Origin of the sequence: Aquincola agrisoli (assembly GCF_036621135.1) — a bacterium.
Classification (GTDB): domain Bacteria; phylum Pseudomonadota; class Gammaproteobacteria; order Burkholderiales; family Burkholderiaceae_C; genus Aquincola; species Aquincola agrisoli.
This window is the reverse complement of the sequence record NZ_JAZIBG010000017.1, coordinates 1-17,625: the sequence shown is the minus strand read 5'-3', so window position 1 is coordinate 17,625 and position 17,625 is coordinate 1. Positions and strand designations below refer to the sequence as shown.

The following is a 17,625-nucleotide window of genomic DNA, read 5'->3' as shown; positions in this document are numbered from 1 at the left end:
GATGAAGCGGTTCCTCTGTCTGTTCGCCGCGCTGCTCCTCCTGCTGGGCGCGGCGGCCCTGGCTGCCGCGGCGCTCGCGCTGCAGGCGGCGCCTGCCGTGGTGCAGGAGGCCGCCGCCATCGGGCCGGCCGACATCCGCCGTGCCCATGCGCTGCTGCGGCAGCACGATCCACGCCGCCTGCGGCCCGGCCAAGCGGGGCAGGCGGTGCTGTCGCAGCACGAGGTGCAGCTGCTGCTCGACCAGGCGGCGCTGCGCTGGCCGGGCGAGGCGGCGGCGAAGGTAGCCTTCTTCGCGGACGGCGCACGGGCGTCGATGAGCCTGCGCCTGCCCCCGGGCGCCTGGGCATCCGGGTTCGGCCCGTGGGTGAACCTGGTGCTCGTGCTGAAGGGCACCGAGGGCCTGCCGGCGTTGGCGCAACTGCAGGTGGGCCGGGTGCCCGTGCCGGCATGGCTGGCGGCGCCCTTGCTGCGGCGGGCGCTCGAAGCGTACGGCGCAGAGGGTGCATGGCCGGTCCAGTTGCTGCAGCAGGTGAGCTTTGCACCCGGTGCCGTGCGGTTGGCGTACGTGTGGCAGCCGGACTCCCGGCAGCGCATGCTGGCGACCCTGCTGCCGCCGGCCGAAGAGGCGCGGCTGCGGGCGTACGTCGAGCACCTGGCGGCCTGGACGGCCGAGCTGGACGCGCAGGCGCCCGGCGGCACGCTGGCCTTGCCGGCGCTGCTGCAGCGGGTGTTCACGCTGGCGCAGCAGCGGTCCGCCGACGAGGCGGCGGCGGCGCACGAGAACCGCGCGGCCCTGATGGCGATGGCCTTCTACGTCAGCGGGCGCGGCTTCGGCGCCTGGGTGGCCGATGCACGGTGGCGCGCGCCGCGGCCGGTGCTGCTGCAGGGGCGCGTGGATTTTCCGCAGCATTTCCTCGTGTCGGCTGCCCTGGCGGTGGAGGGCGGCGGGCCGCTGGCCGACGCGATCGGCATTTACAAGGAGTTGCTCGATGCCAGCGACGGCAGCGGCTTCAGCTTCAACGACATCGCGGCCGACCGGGCGGGCGCGCTGCTCGGCGCGCGGGCCGTGCGCGAGGCGAGGGCGGTGCAGCAGGCCCTCGCGGCCGGGGTCGATGAGCGCGAGCTCCTGCCCGACGTGTCGGACTTGCCGGAGTTCCTGCACGAGGCGGCATTTCGCCAGCGGTACGGCGCCGTGGACTCGCCGGCCTACGAGGCGATGCGCGCCGAGATCGAATCGCGCTTGCAGGCCCTGCCTTTGCTGCACTAAGGTGCACCCGCCAGGGCTGAGCCGGCATCTGCAACAGCCCGCTACCGCGGGGAACCCTGCCAGGCGGCGCCGATCCCCCAAGGGCATGCCGTGTTTTCCCCAACGAGCCATCGCCATGCGCAAAACCACGTCACTGATGTTCACCGTACTGGGGCTGGGCCTGGGAGCCTGGGCCGTGCAGGCCCGCGGCCAGTCGCCCGCGAGCCCCTCTTCGGCCCGTGCTGCCGCGGCCATCGACACCCGGTGGAAGGACAGCCTGGACGCCTTTGCCGCCGCCGACAAGCTGCAGGCCCCCGCCACCGGCGGCATCCTGTTCGTCGGCAGCTCGTCGATCCGGCTGTGGAGCGATTTGGAGCAGGCCTTTGCGATGCCGCCACGCACCGTGCTGAAGCGCGGCTTCGGCGGATCGCGCATGCTGGACTGCGCACAGCACGTGAGCCAGCTGGTGCTGCCCTACCAGCCGCGCCTGGTGGTGGTCTACGCCGGCGACAACGACCTGGCCGAAGGGCGCACACCGCAGCAGGTGCTGCAGAGCTTCACCACCTTCGTGGACACGGTGCGCCAGGCGCTGCCCGGCACGCGCATCGCCTACCTGTCGATCAAGCCGAGCCCGCTTCGCGCGAACCTCATCGATGCCGCCCGCGAGACCAACGCGCTGATAGAGGCCTACAGCGATTCCGTGCCCAACCTCGATTACATCGACGTGTTCTCCCGCATGCTGGACGCGCAGGGCCGGCCGCGTGCCGACCTGTTCCTGCCCGATGCGCTGCACCTCAACGATGCGGGCTATGCCTTGTGGCGCACGGTGATCGGCCCCCACCTGCAGCTGCCCGCAGGGCCGGGCAGCCCGTCCGAGCTCCAGCCCGGCGAGCCGTCTACGACCGCGGCGCGCTGACGGCTGCGGCCGCTGCCGCGGGCCGGTGCCGCCGCCGTTGGGCGCGTCGCTCGGCCACCCGCCGGTCGAGTTCGCCGCTGATCCACGCCACGCCGTAGAGGATCGGGAAACTCAGGCCGAGGATCAGCGCATCGATCCACCAGCGACGTCCCGGCGCCTGGGCATCGCCCACCAGCGCCAGTGCGAGCAGGGCCAGCACCAGGTGGGCGCAGAACACCGGCAGCGAGGCGCGGCCCAGCGTCTCCAGCACCGGCAGCCGCGGCAGATGCCGCCGCAGGAACGGCGCGAAGTGCATCGCCAGCACCAGCAGCGCGAAGAAGTTGAAGACGCGCAGCGGGCCCAGGTGCCATTTGTCGAGTAGCGGCGCGAGCTGCGGCTGGCCGGGGAACGGCGTCTGGCCGATCACGTGGCGCCAGACGAAGCCGATCAGCGCGATGCCGATGGCCGTGTGCACCATCCAGCGCGGGAACACCGTGGGCGGCGTGTCGGGCCGGGCATCGGCCTGGGCCGAACCCATCCACAGCCCGAGCACCCACAGGAACTGCCAGCCCCAGATTTCGAACGCCCCGGTCTGCTGGAAGGGCACGGGGATAGGCGCGATCGCGCTCGCCGTCTCGTAGACGAAGAGGCCGAGGTCGAACTGCGCCGCGAACCACAGCAGCACGCTCACCGTGAGGATGCCGCCCCAGCCGCGGTGCAGGCCGTGCAGCAGCAGAACGGGGCTGGCGAGCATGAAGACGATGTAGATCGGCAGGATGTCGAGCAGCGGTGGCGAGTAGATCAGCAGCAGGCCGCTCAGCAGCGCCGCCAGCGGTCGGTCGAGGTAGAAGCCGATCAGGTTGTCGATCGCTTCCTGCCCGGTGATCCAGCCCAGCACGGCGATCACCGTCATCAGGAAGACGAGCAGCGCGATCTGGCAAGCGTAGATCTTCAGGGCCCGTTTCAGGAAGGCCTCGCTCATCGCGCTGCCGCCCTCGCGGCGCTCGCGTGCCGTGTAGACCATGCCGGCCATGAAGGCGGACAGCAGCACGAATCCTTCGGCCGCGGAGACGAAGCCCAGCGGCTGCCCCAGCGGCGAGGCGAGGCGGGTCGGCAGGTGGGTGACCGTCATCAGCACGAGCATCAGCCCGCGCAAGGCATCCAGCTCCCACAGCCTGCGGCCGGTATCCACTGCCACGAACACGCTCCCGCAATCGAAGTGGGACGATTGTGGCGATCGGCCGGCCGGCCACCTGTAGGACAGCAGCGCGCCGTACGTGCGCGCCGTGGTAACAGGCTGTCAGCGCAGCGCCGGTTCGGGACGGTGCGCGGCGAGTGCGAAGGCGGCCATCAGGCCGGTCAGGCGCGAGGCCTGGCCCTTGAGGCTCTCGGCCGCGGCGGCGGATTGCTCCACGAGCGCCGCGTTCTGCTGCGTCATCTGGTCGAGCGAGACGACCGAGCGGTTGACCTGGGCGATGCCCTGGCTCTGCTCGCCGGAGGCGGCGGTGATCTCGCCGATGATGTCGGTCACGCGCTGGACGCTGGCAACGATCTCGCCCATCGTGGTGCCGGCGTCGCGCACCAGGCGCGAACCGGTCTCGACGCGCTCGACGCTGGCGCCGATGAGCGTCTTGATCTCCTTGGCGGCCTCGGCGCTGCGCTGGGCGAGGCTGCGCACCTCGCCGGCCACGACCGCGAAGCCGCGGCCCTGCTCGCCGGCGCGGGCCGCCTCCACCGCGGCGTTCAGCGCCAGGATGTTGGTCTGGAACGCGATGCCGTCGATGGTGCCGATGATGTCGGCGATCTTCTGCGAGCTGGCGTGGATCTCGTCCATCGTGGACACCACGCCGGCGACGACGCGGCCCCCGCGCTGCGCCGTCTCCGAGGCCGAGCTGGCGAGCTGGTTCGCGGTGGTGGCCGCGGCCGCGGTCTGCTCCACGGTGCCGGTGAGCTGCTGCAGGTTGCCGGCGGCGGTCTGCAGGTTCGAGGCGGTCTGCTCGGTGCGCTGGCTCAGGTCCAGGTTGCCCGCGGCGATCTCGCCGGCCGCGGTGTCGATGGAATGGGAGGCCTGGCGCACTTCGCCCAGCAGCCCGACGAAGCGCTGCCGCATCGCATCCACGCCGCGCAGCAGCGCGCCCACTTCGTCGCGCCGGTGGCTGCCGGCCGCGTGCGTCAGGTCGCCGTTGGCCAGTGCTTCCAACGCATCGAGTGCCTGCCGCAGCGGCCGGGCGATCCAGCGGCTGGTGGCAGCCGCCAGCCCGCCGCCCAGCAGCAGTGCGGCGCCGCCGAGCAGGCCTGCGTACCACAGCAACGTGCGCCGGTGCGATGCCATCGCCTCTGCGGCGGAGAAGTCCGCGACGATCCACCAGCCGGTGGCCGCGCTGCGCTGCGCAACCTGCCAGCGCTCGCTGGCCGCGCCGTCCAGCAGCGGCGCGGCGTTCGCCAGCAGCGAGCCGTCCTGCGCCTGCAGGCGGTCCAACAGCGCTTGCGCGCCCGCCTGCACTTCCAGCACCTTGCGGCCAGAGGCCTGCGGATGGAAGACGAACGAGGCATCGGCCGGCGCGCCCTTGGGATCGACGACGACCAGGCCGCCGCTGTCGAACAGGCGGGCGCCGGCGAGCATGTCGGCGAGCTGCTTCTGGAAGGTGCCGATGTCGAACCCGATGAACAGCAGGCCGACCAGGCGGCCTCCTGCGTCGCGCACCGGCGCGTAATGCGTCATGTAGGGCTTGCCGAACAGCGTTGCGCGGCCGGTGTAGGGCTGCCCCGCGTTCAGGACCTTGTAGGCCGGGTGCGCGGTGCCGAGCAGGGTGCCCATCGCGCGGTCACCGTTTTCCTTGCGCAGCGAGGTGCTGATGCGCCGGAAATCCTCGCCCTCGCGGAGGAAGACGGTGGCGACGCCGCCGGTCAGCGCCTGGAAACGGTCGACCTCGTCGAACCGGCCGTTGAGGGCTGCCTCGCCGGACCTCATCGTGCCCTGCGCATCGGCACTGAACGGTCCGGGCAGCATGCCCTGGAAGGCGGCGAAGCTGCGCAGCGCCAGCTCCCGGGACGAGGCGTCGAACGCGTCGACGAACGACGCCATGGTCGCGGCGCGTTCGGTGGCGGCGGTGATCGCCGCCTGGCGCTGCGTGCCCGACGTGACCATCGAGGTCGCGACGCAGATGCCGATCAGCACCAGGGCGATCAGCAGGCTGCCCCCCAGTGCAATGCGGCGGGCGAGCAGGCCCTGGGCGGGCCCGGTGGGAACGGCGGCGGTGGTCATCGTGGCATCTCCTTCGGCATCGCCGGGAGACTGCAACGGCGGCGGGGCTGGGTGTTCGCGGTTGCAGCGTCAGAAGGTTTCCCAGTCGCCTTCACCCGGTGCCGCAGGGGCGGCGGCCGGAGCTCGTGCGATGGGGGCGGGCGCGTGCATCTCCTTCGGCCTGACGGCTGCCTCGGGTTTCGCAGGGGTCGGCTGCGGGCGGGCCGCTGCCTTCTTGACGGTCGCGACGAACTTCGACGCGACCTGGCGCGAGCTGCGGCTCGCATGCTGGATGGCGGCGCGCGCGGGCGCCGCTGCCGGCGCAGGCACAGGGGCCCGTACCGGTGCAGCTGGCGAGGCGGCGTGGCCCGCCAGCGTGAACGATGCCGTCAGCCCCGTCAGGCGCGCGGCCTGCTCCTTGAGGCTCTCGGCCGCGGCGGCGGATTGCTCGACGAGCGCCGCATTCTGCTGCGTCATCTGGTCGAGCTCGATCACCGAGCGGTTGACCTGGGCGATGCCCTGGCTCTGCTCGCCGGAGGCGGCGGTGATCTCGCCGATGATGTCGGTCACGCGCTGGACGCTGGCAACGATCTCGCCCATCGTGGTGCCGGCGTCGCGCACCAGGCGCGAACCGGTCTCGACGCGCTCGACGCTGGCGCCGATGAGCGTCTTGATCTCCTTGGCGGCCTCGGCGCTGCGCTGGGCGAGGCTGCGCACCTCGCCGGCCACGACCGCGAAGCCGCGGCCCTGCTCGCCGGCGCGGGCCGCTTCGACCGCGGCGTTCAGCGCCAGGATGTTGGTCTGGAACGCGATGCCGTCGATGGTGCCGATGATGTCGGCGATCTTCTGCGAGCTGGTGTGGATCTCGTCCATCGTCGAGACGACCTGCGAGACCACCGCGCCGCCCTTGCCGGCCGTGTCGGAGGCGGAACCGGCCAGCTGGTTGGCCGTGGTCGCGGCATCAGCGGTCTGGCGCACCGTGCCGGTGAGCTGCTCCATGCTGCTGGCGGCCTGCTGCAGGTTGGAGGCGGTGTGCTCGGTGCGCTGGCTCAGGTCCTGGTTGCCGGTGGCCACCTCGCTCGAGGCGAGCTGGATGTTCGATGCGGCGTCGCGGATGTCGCCCACGATGCTGCGCAGCCGCTGCTGCATGGCCTCCAGCGAACGCAGCAGCGCGGCGGTTTCGTCCTTGCCGTCGGCGGTGACGTCGCCGGTGAGGTCGCCCTTGGCGATGGCTTCGGCCAGGCGGCGCGCCTGGTCGATCGGCTGGCAGATCGACTGCATGTTCAGCAGCGTCAGCGGCAGCACCACGGCCACGGCCAGCAGCAGCGCCGCGCCGAACAGCAGCACCGTGCTCGAGACGGCCGAGCTTGCCGAGGCATGGGCCTCATCGGCTTCCTTCTGCAGCGCATCGCGGATCTCCCCGAGCATCGCCGCGGCCGCGTCGCTCGACTTGTGCGCCTGCACCAGCATGCGGTTGGCGACGGTCGCGGTGTCGTAGGCGCCGGCTTCGAGCTGGCGCGCCACGGGGGTGAGCTTCTGCGCGTAGGTGTCCAGTTCGGGCTTGAGGCGGCGCAGCACGGCATTGTCGACGTCCTCCTCGCCCGCCAGCATCTTGTCGATGATCTGCTGCGCGCCCTCGAAGGTCTGCTTCCAGGCCGCGAAGTGCTTGGCCACGAGCTCAGGCTTCTCGTAGCTGATGATCATGTCCTTCTCGCGGGTGCGCAGCTCGCCGATCGCGGCGCGCAGGTCGCTCAGTTCGGAGGCTTCGGCCACCGTGTTCTGCGCAAAGGCCTCGTTGATCGCGGCGATGCGGTACATGCCGAACAGGCCGGCGCTGCCGACGAGCGCCAAAAGAAACAGCACCACGCCGATCGCGCCGATCATGCGCATACGGATGGTGAAGCTTCGCATCAGGTGGTTGAACTGCATGGTGTCCCAACGATTCGTCTGTCATGGATGGACGCCCTTGTGGCGTCCGCAGGCCCCGGGGCGTCTTCGTGCCCCGTGGACCGGTTCAGTGCCGGCTGCGGCGGATCAGGCTGCCGACGTCGAGGATCAGGGCCACGCGCCCGTCACCCATGATGGTGGCGCCCGACACGTCGTTGACGCGGCGGTAGTTGGCCTCGAGGTTCTTCACCACCACCTGCTGCTGGCCGAGCAGTTCATCGACCAGCACGGCGACGCGGCCGCCTTCGGCCTCGATGACCACGAGGATGTTGCTCACGTGCTCGAAGTCGAACCTCGGCACCGCGAACACTTCCTCCAGGTCGATGACCGGCATGTATTCGTCGCGCACCTCGACCACGCGGCCGCTGCCGCCGATGGTCTTGACCATGCCCGGCTGCACCTGGAACGACTCGACCACGCTCGACAGCGGCAGGATGTAGCACTCGTCGCCGACGCCCACGCTCATGCCGTCCATGATGGCCAGCGTCAGCGGCAGGCGCACCTTGACGCTCATGCCGTAGCCTTCGGCGGAATCGATGTCCACCGAGCCGCCCAGCGCGGTGATGTTCTTCTTCACCACGTCCATGCCGACGCCGCGGCCCGACACGTCGGTGACCACGTCGGCGGTGGAGAAGCCCGGGGCGAAGATCAGGTTCCACACCTCGCTGTCGGACATCGTGTCCGGCGCGTCGATGCCCTTCTCGCGGGCCTTCTTCAGCAGCTTCTCGCGCGACAGGCCGCGGCCGTCGTCGCGCACCTCGATCACGATGCTGCCGCCCTGGTGGGAGGCGACCAGCGTGATCGTGCCCGTCTCGCTCTTGCCCTTGGCCAGCCGGTCGGCCGGCATTTCCACGCCGTGGTCGCAGCTGTTGCGCACCAGGTGGGTCAGCGGGTCGGTGATCTTCTCGACCAGGCCCTTGTCCAGTTCAGTGGCCTCGCCCTGCGTGACCAGCTCGACCTTCTTGCCGAGCTTGGCCGCCAGGTCGCGCAGCATGCGCGGGAAGCGGTTGAACACCATCGACATCGGAATCATCCGGATCGACATCACCGCTTCCTGCAGGTCGCGGGTGTTGCGCTCCAGGTCGGCCAGGCCTGAGACGAGTTGCTGGGCGATGCCGCTGTCGATGTTCTTGCTGTTCTGCGCCAGCATCGCCTGCGTGATGACGAGCTCGCCGACCAGGTTGATCAGCTGGTCGACCTTCTCGACCGACACGCGCAGCGTGGCGGAGTCGAGCGCGCCGGCGGCCTGTTTGGCTTCGGCCTTGGCGGCGCGGGGCGCGGCGCTCGCCGTGGGCGAAGCCTTGGCCGCATCGCCGGTGGAAGCGGGGCCGGGCGTCGCATGGGCTTGCGCCACGGGGGCGCTGCCATCCGGGGCGCCCGGTGCGTCGTCGAAGAAGCCGTAGCCCGGATCGGCCGCGGCGGCGCTCGCCGGCGGCACGCCGGGGTTGCCGTCGTGGAAGCCGTAGCCCGGGCCGAGTGGCTCGAGCTTCATCTGCTCGCGGGCGACGTGGAAGGTGAAGAGGTCCAGCAGGTCGTTGTCCGCGCTGGCCGTCGTGATCTTGAAGCGGCGCATGCCGTCGGCGGCGCGCCCGGCGTCCAGCGGCTCGATCACGCCGAGGTCCGGGATTTCCTTGAACAGCTCCGCCAGGTTGTCGGCATGTTCGGGCTTGGGCAGCGGGCCGACGGTCAGCTCGAGCTGGCGCAGCGCGGGGCCCGCAGGGGCGGCCACGGGCGCCTGCGCCGGCGGGGCGGGCAGGTCGTCGATGATGCGCTCGGGAGCCGGGGCCGGCGCGGCGGCGGCCGCAGCGGGCATCGGGGCGCTGCCGCCATCGACCAGCGCACGGATGCTGAACAGCAGCTCCGTCGTGTCCACCGGATCAGCGCCCGAGCCCTGGTGGCGTGCGAGCTGGGCACGCAGCGCGTCGCCGGCCAGCAGCAGCACGTCGACCATCTGCGCGTTGGGCGCCAGCTCGTGGCGGCGCAGCTTGTCGAGCAGCGTCTCCATCTGGTGCGTCAGCTCGGCGACGTCGGCGAAGCCGAAGGTGGCCGCACCGCCCTTGACCGAGTGCGCGCAGCGGAAGACCGCGTTCAACTCCTCGTCGTCGGCGGACTCCAGGTCGATCTGGAGCAGCATCTGCTCCATGCTGTCGAGGTTTTCCCCCGCTTCCTCGAAGAAGACTTGGTAGAACTGGCTCAGGTCGAAGCCAGCGGAGGCGTTGCCGCCTTCTTGTGTCATTTCACCCATTGGATACTCCGGCGCCGTCAGCGGATGACCTTGCCGATCACCTCGATCAGCTTGGCGGGGTCGAAGGGTTTGACGAGCCAGCCGGTGGCGCCGGCGGCGCGGCCGGCCTGCTTCATCTGGTCGCTCGACTCGGTGGTCAGGATGAGGATCGGAGTCGCCTTGAACTTGGGGTTCTCGCGCAGCTTCTTCGTCAGCCCGATGCCGTCCATGCGGGGCATGTTCTGGTCGGTCAGCACGAGGTTGAAGTCGCGGCTGTTGGCCTTTTCCCACGCGTCCTGGCCATCCACGGCCTCGACAACGTTGTAGCCCGCGTTCTTCAGCGTGAAGGACACCATCTGACGCATGGACGCCGAATCGTCGACGGCGAGGATTGAGTGCATCGTTCGTTACTCCGAATCGTTCTCGGTGGTTTTCGGGCGAAGCCGGGGCTTCTTTAGGCGAGGGTCAGAAGAGTTCGATGGAGCCGGCGTCCATCTCGTCCTGCGTCACCGGGTTGGGCCGCAGCGGCGGTGTCTCGACGATGGCCATGCCGTCCTCGTCGTCGTTGCCCCAGGCGTCGGCGGCGAGGCGGTCGGCGCAGTTGCGCAGGCGTTGCATGGTGTGCGCGACAAGCTGGGAGGACATGTCCTGGAACTGCAACGCCGTGACCGCCTGCTGCAGGTGCTGCGCGATGGCCTCGGCCAGTTCGCTGTGCGCCTGCTGCGCCGGCACCCGGGCCAGCGCCGCGTTGGCGTTGTCGAAGCAGGTCAGCAGCGTGTCGCAGGCGCCGGTGAGCAGGCGCTGCAGCCGTTCGAGGTCGTTGCAAGCCACCATCAGGTGATCCTGCATGTCTGCATTGGCCAGCAGCATGCTGCTGGGGGTGGAGACGGTTAATTCACTCATTGTTCTCGCGGCTCCGGCGTGGTGGATCGTCCCCGGGGGTCGGGCAGGTCTCGAGGGCCCGGTTTTCGATGCAATGCATTGTTCGGAGCCCCTCGCCGCGCAATGCGGCGATCACCCGTCAAAATGCGCCCCAGTTCAACCCACCCTGCCGGTCCCCCGGTGGTCCGATACTCGCAGCCATGTCTATCGACCAACGCTTGCGTGTTCTGCACATCGAGGATTCGGAACTCGATCACGATCTGGCACTCGCGTACCTGCGCCGTGGCGGGCTGGATGTCGACACGCGCCGCGTCGAGACCGAGTCGGAGTTCCGGGCCGCGCTGCAGGAGCCCTGGGACGCCGTGCTGTCCGACTACAACCTGCCGGGGTTCTCGGGCCTGACGGCGCTGGAGATCCTGAACGAGAGCGGGCTGGTGATCCCGTTCATCCTCGTCTCGGGTGAAATCGGCGAGGACACGGCGGTCGAGGCGATGCGCAACGGCGCCAGCGACTACCTGCTGAAGGCCAACTTGTCGCGCCTCGCGCCCGCGCTCGAGCACGCGATCGAGGCGACCGAGATGCGCCGCCTCAAGGCCGATGCCGACCGGGCGCTCGCGGCGTCGCGGCAGCGGCTGTCGGAGCTGGCGCAGCACCTGCAGACCAGCGTCGAGATGGAGCGTGCCGCCATCGCCCGCGAGATCCACGACGACGTCGGCGGCTCGCTCACCGCCGTCAAGTTCGACTTGGCCTGGATCGCGCGGCACACCGTGCACACCGACGTCTACGACCGCGTCCAGCAGGCGCTGGAAACCGTCTCCTACGCGATCGAGGCCAGCCAGCGCATCATGCACAACCTGCGGCCTGCCATCCTGGAGCAGGGCCTGGTCGCCGCGCTGCAGTGGATGGCGAACCGCTTCGAGAAGCGCACCGGCATCGCCTGCCAGTGCCGGGTCAGCCACGACGCGCTGCCGACGCTGCCGGCCGGCGTGCCGCTCGTGGCGTACCGCACCGCGCAGGAGGCGCTGACCAACATCAGCAAGCACGCGCAGGCTTCGCGCGTGACCATCGACCTGTCGCTGGCGCAGGGCGTGCTGTCGCTGGAGGTCAGCGACAACGGACGCGGGCTGTCGAGCGAAGACCTGGCCAAGGCGCGCAGCTTCGGCATCCGCGGCTTGCACGAGCGCGCGGGAACCGTCGGCGGCTGGGTGGAACTGAGCAGTGGCGGCAGCGGCCGGGGCACCACGCTGATCCTGTCGGTGCCGCTGCATGCGCCCCGCGGTCCGTCCGGCGATGACGACGTCGACGACATGGCCGAAGAAACACACGATCCATCTGCCTGGGGGAAACCATGATCAAGGTGATGCTCTGCGACGACCACGCGCTGATTCGGCGCGGCATCCGCGACACCTTGTCCGACGCCTCGGACATCGAGGTGGTCGGCGAAGCCGGCGACTACGGCGAACTGCGCGCGCTGCTGCGCGGCCAGACCTGCGACGTGCTGGTGCTCGACATCAACATGCCCGGCCGCAGCGGCCTCGACGTGCTGCACGTGCTGAAGGACGAGGGCTCGCCGATCAAGGTGCTGATCGTCAGCATGTACCCCGAAGACCAGTACGCCATCCGCGCGCTGCGGGCCGGGGCGTACGGCTACGTGAACAAGGGCGGCGACCCGCAGATCATCGTGCAGGCGGTGCGCACCGTGTCGCAGGGCCGCAAGTACGTGACGCCCGAGATCGCGCAGATGCTGGTCGAGAGCCTGACCACCCCGGTGCCGGAACAGGCGCACGAGAAGCTCTCCGACCGCGAACTGCAGACGCTGGTGATGATCGCGTCGGGCAAGCGGCTGTCGGACATCGCCGAGGAACTGATGCTTTCGCCGAAGACGGTGTCGGTCTACCGCGCCCGGGTGCTGGAGAAGCTGGGCCTGGGCAACAACTCGGAACTCACCGTCTACGCGATCCGCAACGGCCTCGTCGGCAGCTAGACAGCAGGCACCCGGTGCCGCGGGGTGCGCGTCAGCCCCCGCCGGGCGGCGTCCGCGGCCCCCGGCCTACTGAAAGCGCTCGAGCATCCGCTCCAGCGCCATCGTGAACGGCGCCTGCATCATCGGCAGCGTCAGCAGGATGCCGACCAGGCCCACGCCGAGCGTGATCGGGAAGCCGATCGAGAACACGTTCATCTGCGATGCGACGCGCGAGATCAGCCCCAGCACGAGGTTGACGAACAGCAGCATGCCGACCAGCGGCATCGCGATCCACAGCCCCATCGAGAAGATCTCCGCGCCCCACACCTCCGGGCGCAGCGCCCGGATGAAGGCGAACGGCTCCGGCGCCACCGGGAACACGCGGAAGCTCTGCAGCACCGCGTCGATGATCAGCAGGTGGCCGCCGATGACGATGAACATCCACGAGACCATCGTGCCGAGGAAGCGGCTGGTCGCCGTGGCCTGGCCGCCGGTGGCCGGGTCGAAGAAGCCCGCGAAGTTCAGGCCCATCTGCAGGCCCATCAGCTCGCCGGCGAACTCCACCGCGGCGAAGACGATGCGCACCGCGAAGCCCAGCGTCAAGCCGATGACCACCTGCTGCGCCACGAGCATGAAGCCCAGGCCGGAGTCGAGCGGCACCACCGGCATCTCGGGCAGACCGGCCTGTGCACACACGGCGATCAGGAAGGACAGCGCCACGCGCACCCGCGCCGGCACGCTGCGCTGGCCCAGCACCGGCAGGGCCGAGAACAGCGCGAGCACGCGCAGGAACGGCCACAGCACCGGCGTGATCCACGCCAGCAACTGCGCTTCGGTGAAGGTGACCATCAGGCGGCGTCGGCTCAGCCGACGGCGGTCGGGATCGACAGCAGCGTGCGCTGCAGGAACTCGACCAGCGTCGTCATCATCCAGGGCCCGACGATCGCCAGCACCGCAACCGCGGTCAGGATCTTCGGGACGAAGCTCAGCGTGGCCTCGTTGATCTGCGTCGCGGCCTGGAACACGCTGACGAGCAGCCCGACGACCAACACCGCCAGCAGCACCGGCGCCGAGACCATCAGCAGCATGTGCATCGCCTGCTGGCCGACCGTGAAGACCTGTTGTGCGTTCATGATGGAAAGAGGGAAGGGATCAGGTCGCGAAGGAGGCCGCCAGCGAACCCAGCAGCAGGTTCCAGCCGTCGGCCAGCACGAAGAGCATCAGCTTGAAGGGCAGGGCGACGAGCACCGGGCTCAGCATCATCATCCCGAGCGACATCAGCACGCTGGCGACCACCATGTCGATGATCAGGAAGGGGATGAAGATCAGGAAGCCGATCTGGAACGCGCTCTTCAGCTCGCTGGTGACGAAGGCGGGAACCAGCACCTTCAGCGGCACGTCCTCGCCCTTCACGTCGGCGGGCAGCTTGGCCAGCTTGGCAAAGAGCTGCACGTCGGACTGGCGCGTCTGCTTCAGCATGAATTCCCGCATCGGCGCCTCGGCGCGCACCACGGCCTGCTCGAAGGGGATCTGGCCCGCGGAGTAGGGCTGGTAGGCCTCCTGGTAGACCTTGTCGAAGGTCGGGCCCATCACGAAGAAGGTCAGGAAGAGCGACAGGCCGATCACGACCTGGTTGGGCGGCGCCGCCTGGGTGCCCATCGCCTGGCGCATCAGGCCCAGCACGATGACGATGCGGGTGAAGCCCGTCATCATCAGCAGCACGGCCGGCAGGAAGGACAGCGCGGTGAAGAACAGCAGCGTCTGGATCGGCACCGAGTAGCTCGTGCCGCCGGCGTTCTGCGCGACGACGAGCGGCAGCGCCCCCGGCGCCGTGCCGGCCTGCTGGGCTAAAGCGAGTGCAGGAACGGCCGAAAGCACCGACAGGCCGAGGATGCGCAGGCCGTGCACGGTACGGTCAGAAGACATCGGGATCGCCAGGCTGCTGGCTGTTGCGCTTGTTGGGGGTGTAGGGGCTCAGGCGTGCCATCAGCTGCGCGAACGGCGCGACGACCTGGCCGCCGGCCGGCGCCTCGTCGGACTGCGGCAGCATCGTGTAGAGGGTGGTGATGCTCTGCGGCGTGATCCCCAGCACCAGCCAGCGGCGCTCCTCGCCGCTGCCCACCTCGACGGTGACGAGGCGCTGGTTGGGCGCGAGGGTCAGCGTGCCCACGTTGCGCATCGGGGCGCCAGGGGTGGCGGCCTGGCCCATCGGGCTGCGCTTGAGCAGCCACAGGGCCAAGGGGATCATGGCCAGGATGGCGATGAACCACAGCAGGGGAGTGAGGGAAGCGGTCATTCAGGTTCCGAGTGCGTCAGTTCGCGCGGCTCAGGCGGCGCATGCGTTCGCTCGGGGTCACGATGTCGGTGAGGCGGATGCCGAACTTGTCGTTCACCACCACCACCTCGCCCTGGGCGATCAGGTAGCCGTTGACGAGCACATCCATCGGCTCGCCCGCCAGCGCGTCGAGCTCGACGACCGAGCCCTGCGCCAGCTGCAGGATGTGCTTGATCGGGATCCTCGTGCGGCCCAGCTCCACGGTGAGCTGCACCGGGATGTCGAGGATCATGTTGATGTCGTTGCCCGTTCCGGTGAGCTGGGGCGCGGCCGACGAGAAGTTGGTGAACGACGGCGTCGAGACCTGCTCGGCCGCGGGCGTCACTTCCGAGGCGGTCTGCGGCGCGGATTCCGCCAGCGCTGCCGCCCATTCGGCGGCCATCGCGTCTTCTTCGGATTGGTTCACGTTGTCATTGGGCATTGTGATCTCCCAGCCAGCTCAGGTTGGAGCTGGAGATGAGTTGGTCGACCTTGATGGCGTACTTGCCGTTGGAGATGCCGTAGTGGCAGTCCAGCACCGGCACGCCATCGACCTTGGCCTGGATGGCGGGCTTGATGTCGAGCTCGATGAAGTCGCCCGGCTTGAAGCTGAGCAGCTGCTCGACGGTGGCGCCTGCATGGGCCAGCTCGGCGATCAGCTCCACCTCGGCCGACTGGATCTGCTGCTTCAGCAGGTTGATCCAGCGCCTGTCGGGCTCCGCCGAGTCGCCCTGGATCGTGCTGTACAGGACGTCGCGGATCGGCTCGAGCGTGGAGTAGGGGATGCAGAAGTGCACCGTGCCGGTGGTGTCGCCGATCTCCAGGGTGAAGCTGGTGGCCACGACGATCTCGCTCGGCGTGGCGATGTTGGCGAACTGCGGCTGCATCTCCGAGCGCTGGTAGTCCAGCTCCAGCGGGTAGATGCCGACCCAGGCCTTGCGGTACTCCTCGATGATGACCTCGACCATGCGCAGGATCACGCGCTGCTCGGTCGGCGAGAAGTCGCGGCCTTCGATGCGGGTGTGGTACTTGCCGCCGCCGCCGAAAAGGGCGTCGATCACCGCAAATACCAGCGTCGGGTCGCACACGATCAGGCCGGAGCCGCGCAGGGGCCGCACGCTGACGATGTTGAAGTTGGTCGGCACGACGATCTCGCGCAGGAAGGCGCTGTACTTCTGCACCTTGATGCCGCCGATCGAGACCTCCGGGCTGCGCCGGATGAAGTTGAACAGCCCCACGCGCACGTTGCGGGCGAAGCGCTCGTTGATGATCTCCATCGTGGGCATGCGCCCACGGACGATGCGTTCCTGGCTCGACAGGTCGTAGTCGCGCACGCCGCCCGTCGGCACGTCCTCCTGCTCGAGCTTCTGGCTCTCGCCGGTGATGCCCTGCAGCAGCGCGTCGACTTCGTCCTGCGAAAGGATCTGCTGGTTCATGCGTGGACTTCCTTCGGCAGACCGCGGCCGAGCGGGCCGAGTGCCAGGCCGCTCCCATGCCGTCGGACGAGGGGCACCATCACTGGATGATGAAGTTCGAGAAGTGCACCGCGATGATCGGCAGCACCTGCGGCGCGCGGCGCTTGCGCTTCTTCTTCGGCTTGTCGTCGTCGGCACCGGACGTGGCGTCGTCCTCGTCCTCCTCGATCTCGTAGCCCAGCGCGCGGGAGGCCTCGCGGCGGATCTGCTCGGCGAGCTTCTCCTTGCCTTCGCGGTCCAGCAGCTGTGCGGCGGTCTTCTGCGCGAGCAGCAGCAGGATGTTGTTGCGGATGGCCGGCATGTAGGCCTTCAGGGCCTCGGGCAGGGACGGGTCCTCCACTTCCAGCGTGAGGCCGATCTGCGCATAGCGCTCGGCATCGCGGTCGGCGAGGTTCACGGTGAAGGGGTCCAGCGGCACGAAGGTCGGGGCGTGCTTGGGATCGAACTTGTGCTGGACCTTGCGCTCGGCCTTGGGGGCGATGACGACCTCGGCCTCGCCTTCCTCGCCGTCGTGGGGCTTCTTCAGCAGCAGCATGGCGGCGGCGCCGCCGCCCAGCACCACCAGCAGCACGGCCGCGATGATGACGATGAGCTTCTTGTTGCTCTTCTTGGGCGCGTTGGCGGCGTCGGTGGCAGCGGCGGCTGACATGCAGGCTCCTGGCAGACTCGGGTCGCGAAAGGCAGGGCCTTCCGCACAGCATGGGACCGATTATTCGAGCCCCGGCCCTGTGCCGATGCCGTGAAAAGCGCCCGGATTGCTGGGCAGACCGCGGCTGCGCGCCGCCGCCGCGGGCCTGCGTCAGGCCACCAGATCGACCACGCCGCGCTGTGCCCGCTGCGCCGGCGTGGCGGTGGCCTGCGGCGCCAGGTCGTCGCCCGGGCGCTGCGGGCCGTGCCCGCCGTCGCCCCGGCGGCCGTCCGCCGTGCCGCCGGCCTGGCCGCCGGCCCCTGCGAACACCCCGCCGCCGGCCAGCGTGAAGCCGCCGGCGCTGAGGGCGGCGGCCAGGTCGGGCAGGCTGGATTCGAGTGCCGCGCGCGTGGCGGCCAGGTCGGCGCCGAAGGAAACGTGCGCCTGCGTGCCGGCCAGTTCGATCTGCACCGAGATCGGCCCCATCTCCGCCGGGTTCAGCTCGAGCCGGGCGGCCTGGATCCCGTCGCGCACCAACACGCTGACCTGGGCACCGAGGGCCGGCGCGAACGACGGCGAGTCGATCGCCGCGGCGAGGTGGGCATGGAAGGGGGCGGATGCCGGGGCGCTGCCCTCGGCCGCCGGCGCGGCCGACGCGGGCGTGGTGCCGTCGGCGGCGGCCAGCGCGCGCGCGGCATCGCCGGCGACGGGCGCCTCCTGGCGCGGTCCGGGGGCTGCAGGCGCTGGTTCGGCCTGGGCGGTCGCTTCTGCCAGGGCGGCCGCAAAGCGGCCGGCGGCCTCGTCCGC

General features: G+C 69.8%; 18 protein-coding genes. 4 read left to right on the top strand and 14 right to left on the bottom strand.

Annotated features, from left to right (window positions below):
- The first annotated feature begins 1 nt into the window (after position 1).
- Both V4F39_RS04780 and V4F39_RS04775 read left to right on the top strand, forming a co-directional pair.
- Positions 2-1,267: a hypothetical protein gene (locus V4F39_RS04780; RefSeq protein WP_332288165.1), complete on the top strand. Its 1,266-nt coding sequence runs from the start codon at positions 2-4 to the stop codon at positions 1,265-1,267.
- A 115-nt stretch (positions 1,268-1,382) separates the two neighbouring features.
- Positions 1,383-2,162, top strand: coding sequence for an SGNH/GDSL hydrolase family protein (locus V4F39_RS04775; RefSeq protein ID WP_332288164.1), 780 nt, complete (start codon positions 1,383-1,385; stop codon positions 2,160-2,162).
- Here V4F39_RS04775 and opgC read toward each other — a convergent pair.
- From opgC to V4F39_RS04745, 6 genes are all read right to left on the bottom strand, one after another.
- Positions 2,143-3,339 (bottom strand): OpgC domain-containing protein, encoded by a 1,197-nt coding sequence (gene opgC / locus V4F39_RS04770; protein WP_332288163.1) that lies wholly within the window; start codon positions 3,337-3,339, stop codon positions 2,143-2,145. The two genes, V4F39_RS04775 and opgC, sit on opposite strands and share 20 nt — an antisense overlap.
- Before the next feature lie 102 nt (positions 3,340-3,441).
- The gene (locus V4F39_RS04765; RefSeq protein ID WP_332288162.1) at positions 3,442-5,406 is read right to left on the bottom strand and encodes a methyl-accepting chemotaxis protein; all 1,965 of its coding nucleotides are present in this window, start codon (positions 5,404-5,406) and stop codon (positions 3,442-3,444) included.
- Between the two features lie 69 nt (positions 5,407-5,475).
- Complete coding sequence (locus V4F39_RS04760; RefSeq protein ID WP_332288161.1) at positions 5,476-7,314, bottom strand: methyl-accepting chemotaxis protein; 1,839 nt, start codon at positions 7,312-7,314, stop codon at positions 5,476-5,478.
- An 85-nt stretch (positions 7,315-7,399) separates the two neighbouring features.
- Positions 7,400-9,577: a chemotaxis protein CheA gene (locus tag V4F39_RS04755; RefSeq protein ID WP_332288160.1), complete on the bottom strand. Its 2,178-nt coding sequence runs from the start codon at positions 9,575-9,577 to the stop codon at positions 7,400-7,402.
- 17 nt (positions 9,578-9,594) lie between these two features.
- Positions 9,595-9,957, bottom strand: a complete 363-nt coding sequence (locus V4F39_RS04750) for a response regulator (RefSeq protein WP_332288159.1) — start codon at positions 9,955-9,957, stop codon at positions 9,595-9,597.
- Between the two features lie 64 nt (positions 9,958-10,021).
- Positions 10,022-10,459: a hypothetical protein gene (locus tag V4F39_RS04745; protein ID WP_332288158.1), complete on the bottom strand. Its 438-nt coding sequence runs from the start codon at positions 10,457-10,459 to the stop codon at positions 10,022-10,024.
- Between the two features lie 179 nt (positions 10,460-10,638).
- Here V4F39_RS04745 and V4F39_RS04740 point away from each other — a divergent pair, with 179 nt between their 5' ends.
- Together V4F39_RS04740 and V4F39_RS04735 are read left to right on the top strand one after the other, a co-directional pair.
- A complete protein-coding gene (locus tag V4F39_RS04740; protein WP_332288157.1) occupies positions 10,639-11,790 on the top strand; it encodes a hybrid sensor histidine kinase/response regulator in 1,152 nt (383 codons plus the stop codon).
- Entirely contained in the window at positions 11,787-12,422 is a 636-nt protein-coding gene (locus tag V4F39_RS04735; RefSeq protein WP_332288156.1) for a response regulator transcription factor, read from the top strand. The genes V4F39_RS04740 and V4F39_RS04735 overlap by 4 nt, the downstream gene beginning before the upstream one ends.
- Before the next feature lie 66 nt (positions 12,423-12,488).
- On the opposite strand, the gene fliR is transcribed toward V4F39_RS04735, so the two are convergent.
- From fliR to V4F39_RS04695, 8 genes are all read right to left on the bottom strand, one after another.
- Positions 12,489-13,250 (bottom strand): flagellar biosynthetic protein FliR, encoded by a 762-nt coding sequence (gene fliR, locus V4F39_RS04730; protein ID WP_332288155.1) that lies wholly within the window; start codon positions 13,248-13,250, stop codon positions 12,489-12,491.
- Between the two features lie 14 nt (positions 13,251-13,264).
- Positions 13,265-13,534: a flagellar biosynthesis protein FliQ gene (fliQ, locus tag V4F39_RS04725; RefSeq protein ID WP_332288154.1), complete on the bottom strand. Its 270-nt coding sequence runs from the start codon at positions 13,532-13,534 to the stop codon at positions 13,265-13,267.
- Positions 13,535-13,553: 19 nt separating this feature from the next.
- Complete coding sequence (gene fliP, locus V4F39_RS04720) at positions 13,554-14,327, bottom strand: flagellar type III secretion system pore protein FliP (RefSeq protein ID WP_332288153.1); 774 nt, start codon at positions 14,325-14,327, stop codon at positions 13,554-13,556.
- Complete coding sequence (locus tag V4F39_RS04715) at positions 14,317-14,697, bottom strand: FliO/MopB family protein (RefSeq protein ID WP_332288152.1); 381 nt, start codon at positions 14,695-14,697, stop codon at positions 14,317-14,319. The genes fliP and V4F39_RS04715 overlap by 11 nt, the downstream gene beginning before the upstream one ends.
- Positions 14,698-14,713: 16 nt before the next feature.
- Positions 14,714-15,157 (bottom strand): flagellar motor switch protein FliN, encoded by a 444-nt coding sequence (gene fliN, locus V4F39_RS04710; RefSeq protein ID WP_332288151.1) that lies wholly within the window; start codon positions 15,155-15,157, stop codon positions 14,714-14,716.
- A complete protein-coding gene (gene fliM, locus V4F39_RS04705) occupies positions 15,147-16,151 on the bottom strand; it encodes a flagellar motor switch protein FliM (RefSeq protein WP_332288150.1) in 1,005 nt (334 codons plus the stop codon). The genes fliN and fliM overlap by 11 nt, the downstream gene beginning before the upstream one ends.
- A gap of 79 nt (positions 16,152-16,230) precedes the next feature.
- Positions 16,231-16,839 (bottom strand): flagellar basal body-associated FliL family protein, encoded by a 609-nt coding sequence (locus V4F39_RS04700; protein WP_332288149.1) that lies wholly within the window; start codon positions 16,837-16,839, stop codon positions 16,231-16,233.
- A gap of 150 nt (positions 16,840-16,989) precedes the next feature.
- On the bottom strand, positions 16,990-17,625 hold a 636-nt coding region (locus tag V4F39_RS04695), incomplete at its 5' end, for a flagellar hook-length control protein FliK (RefSeq protein ID WP_332288148.1).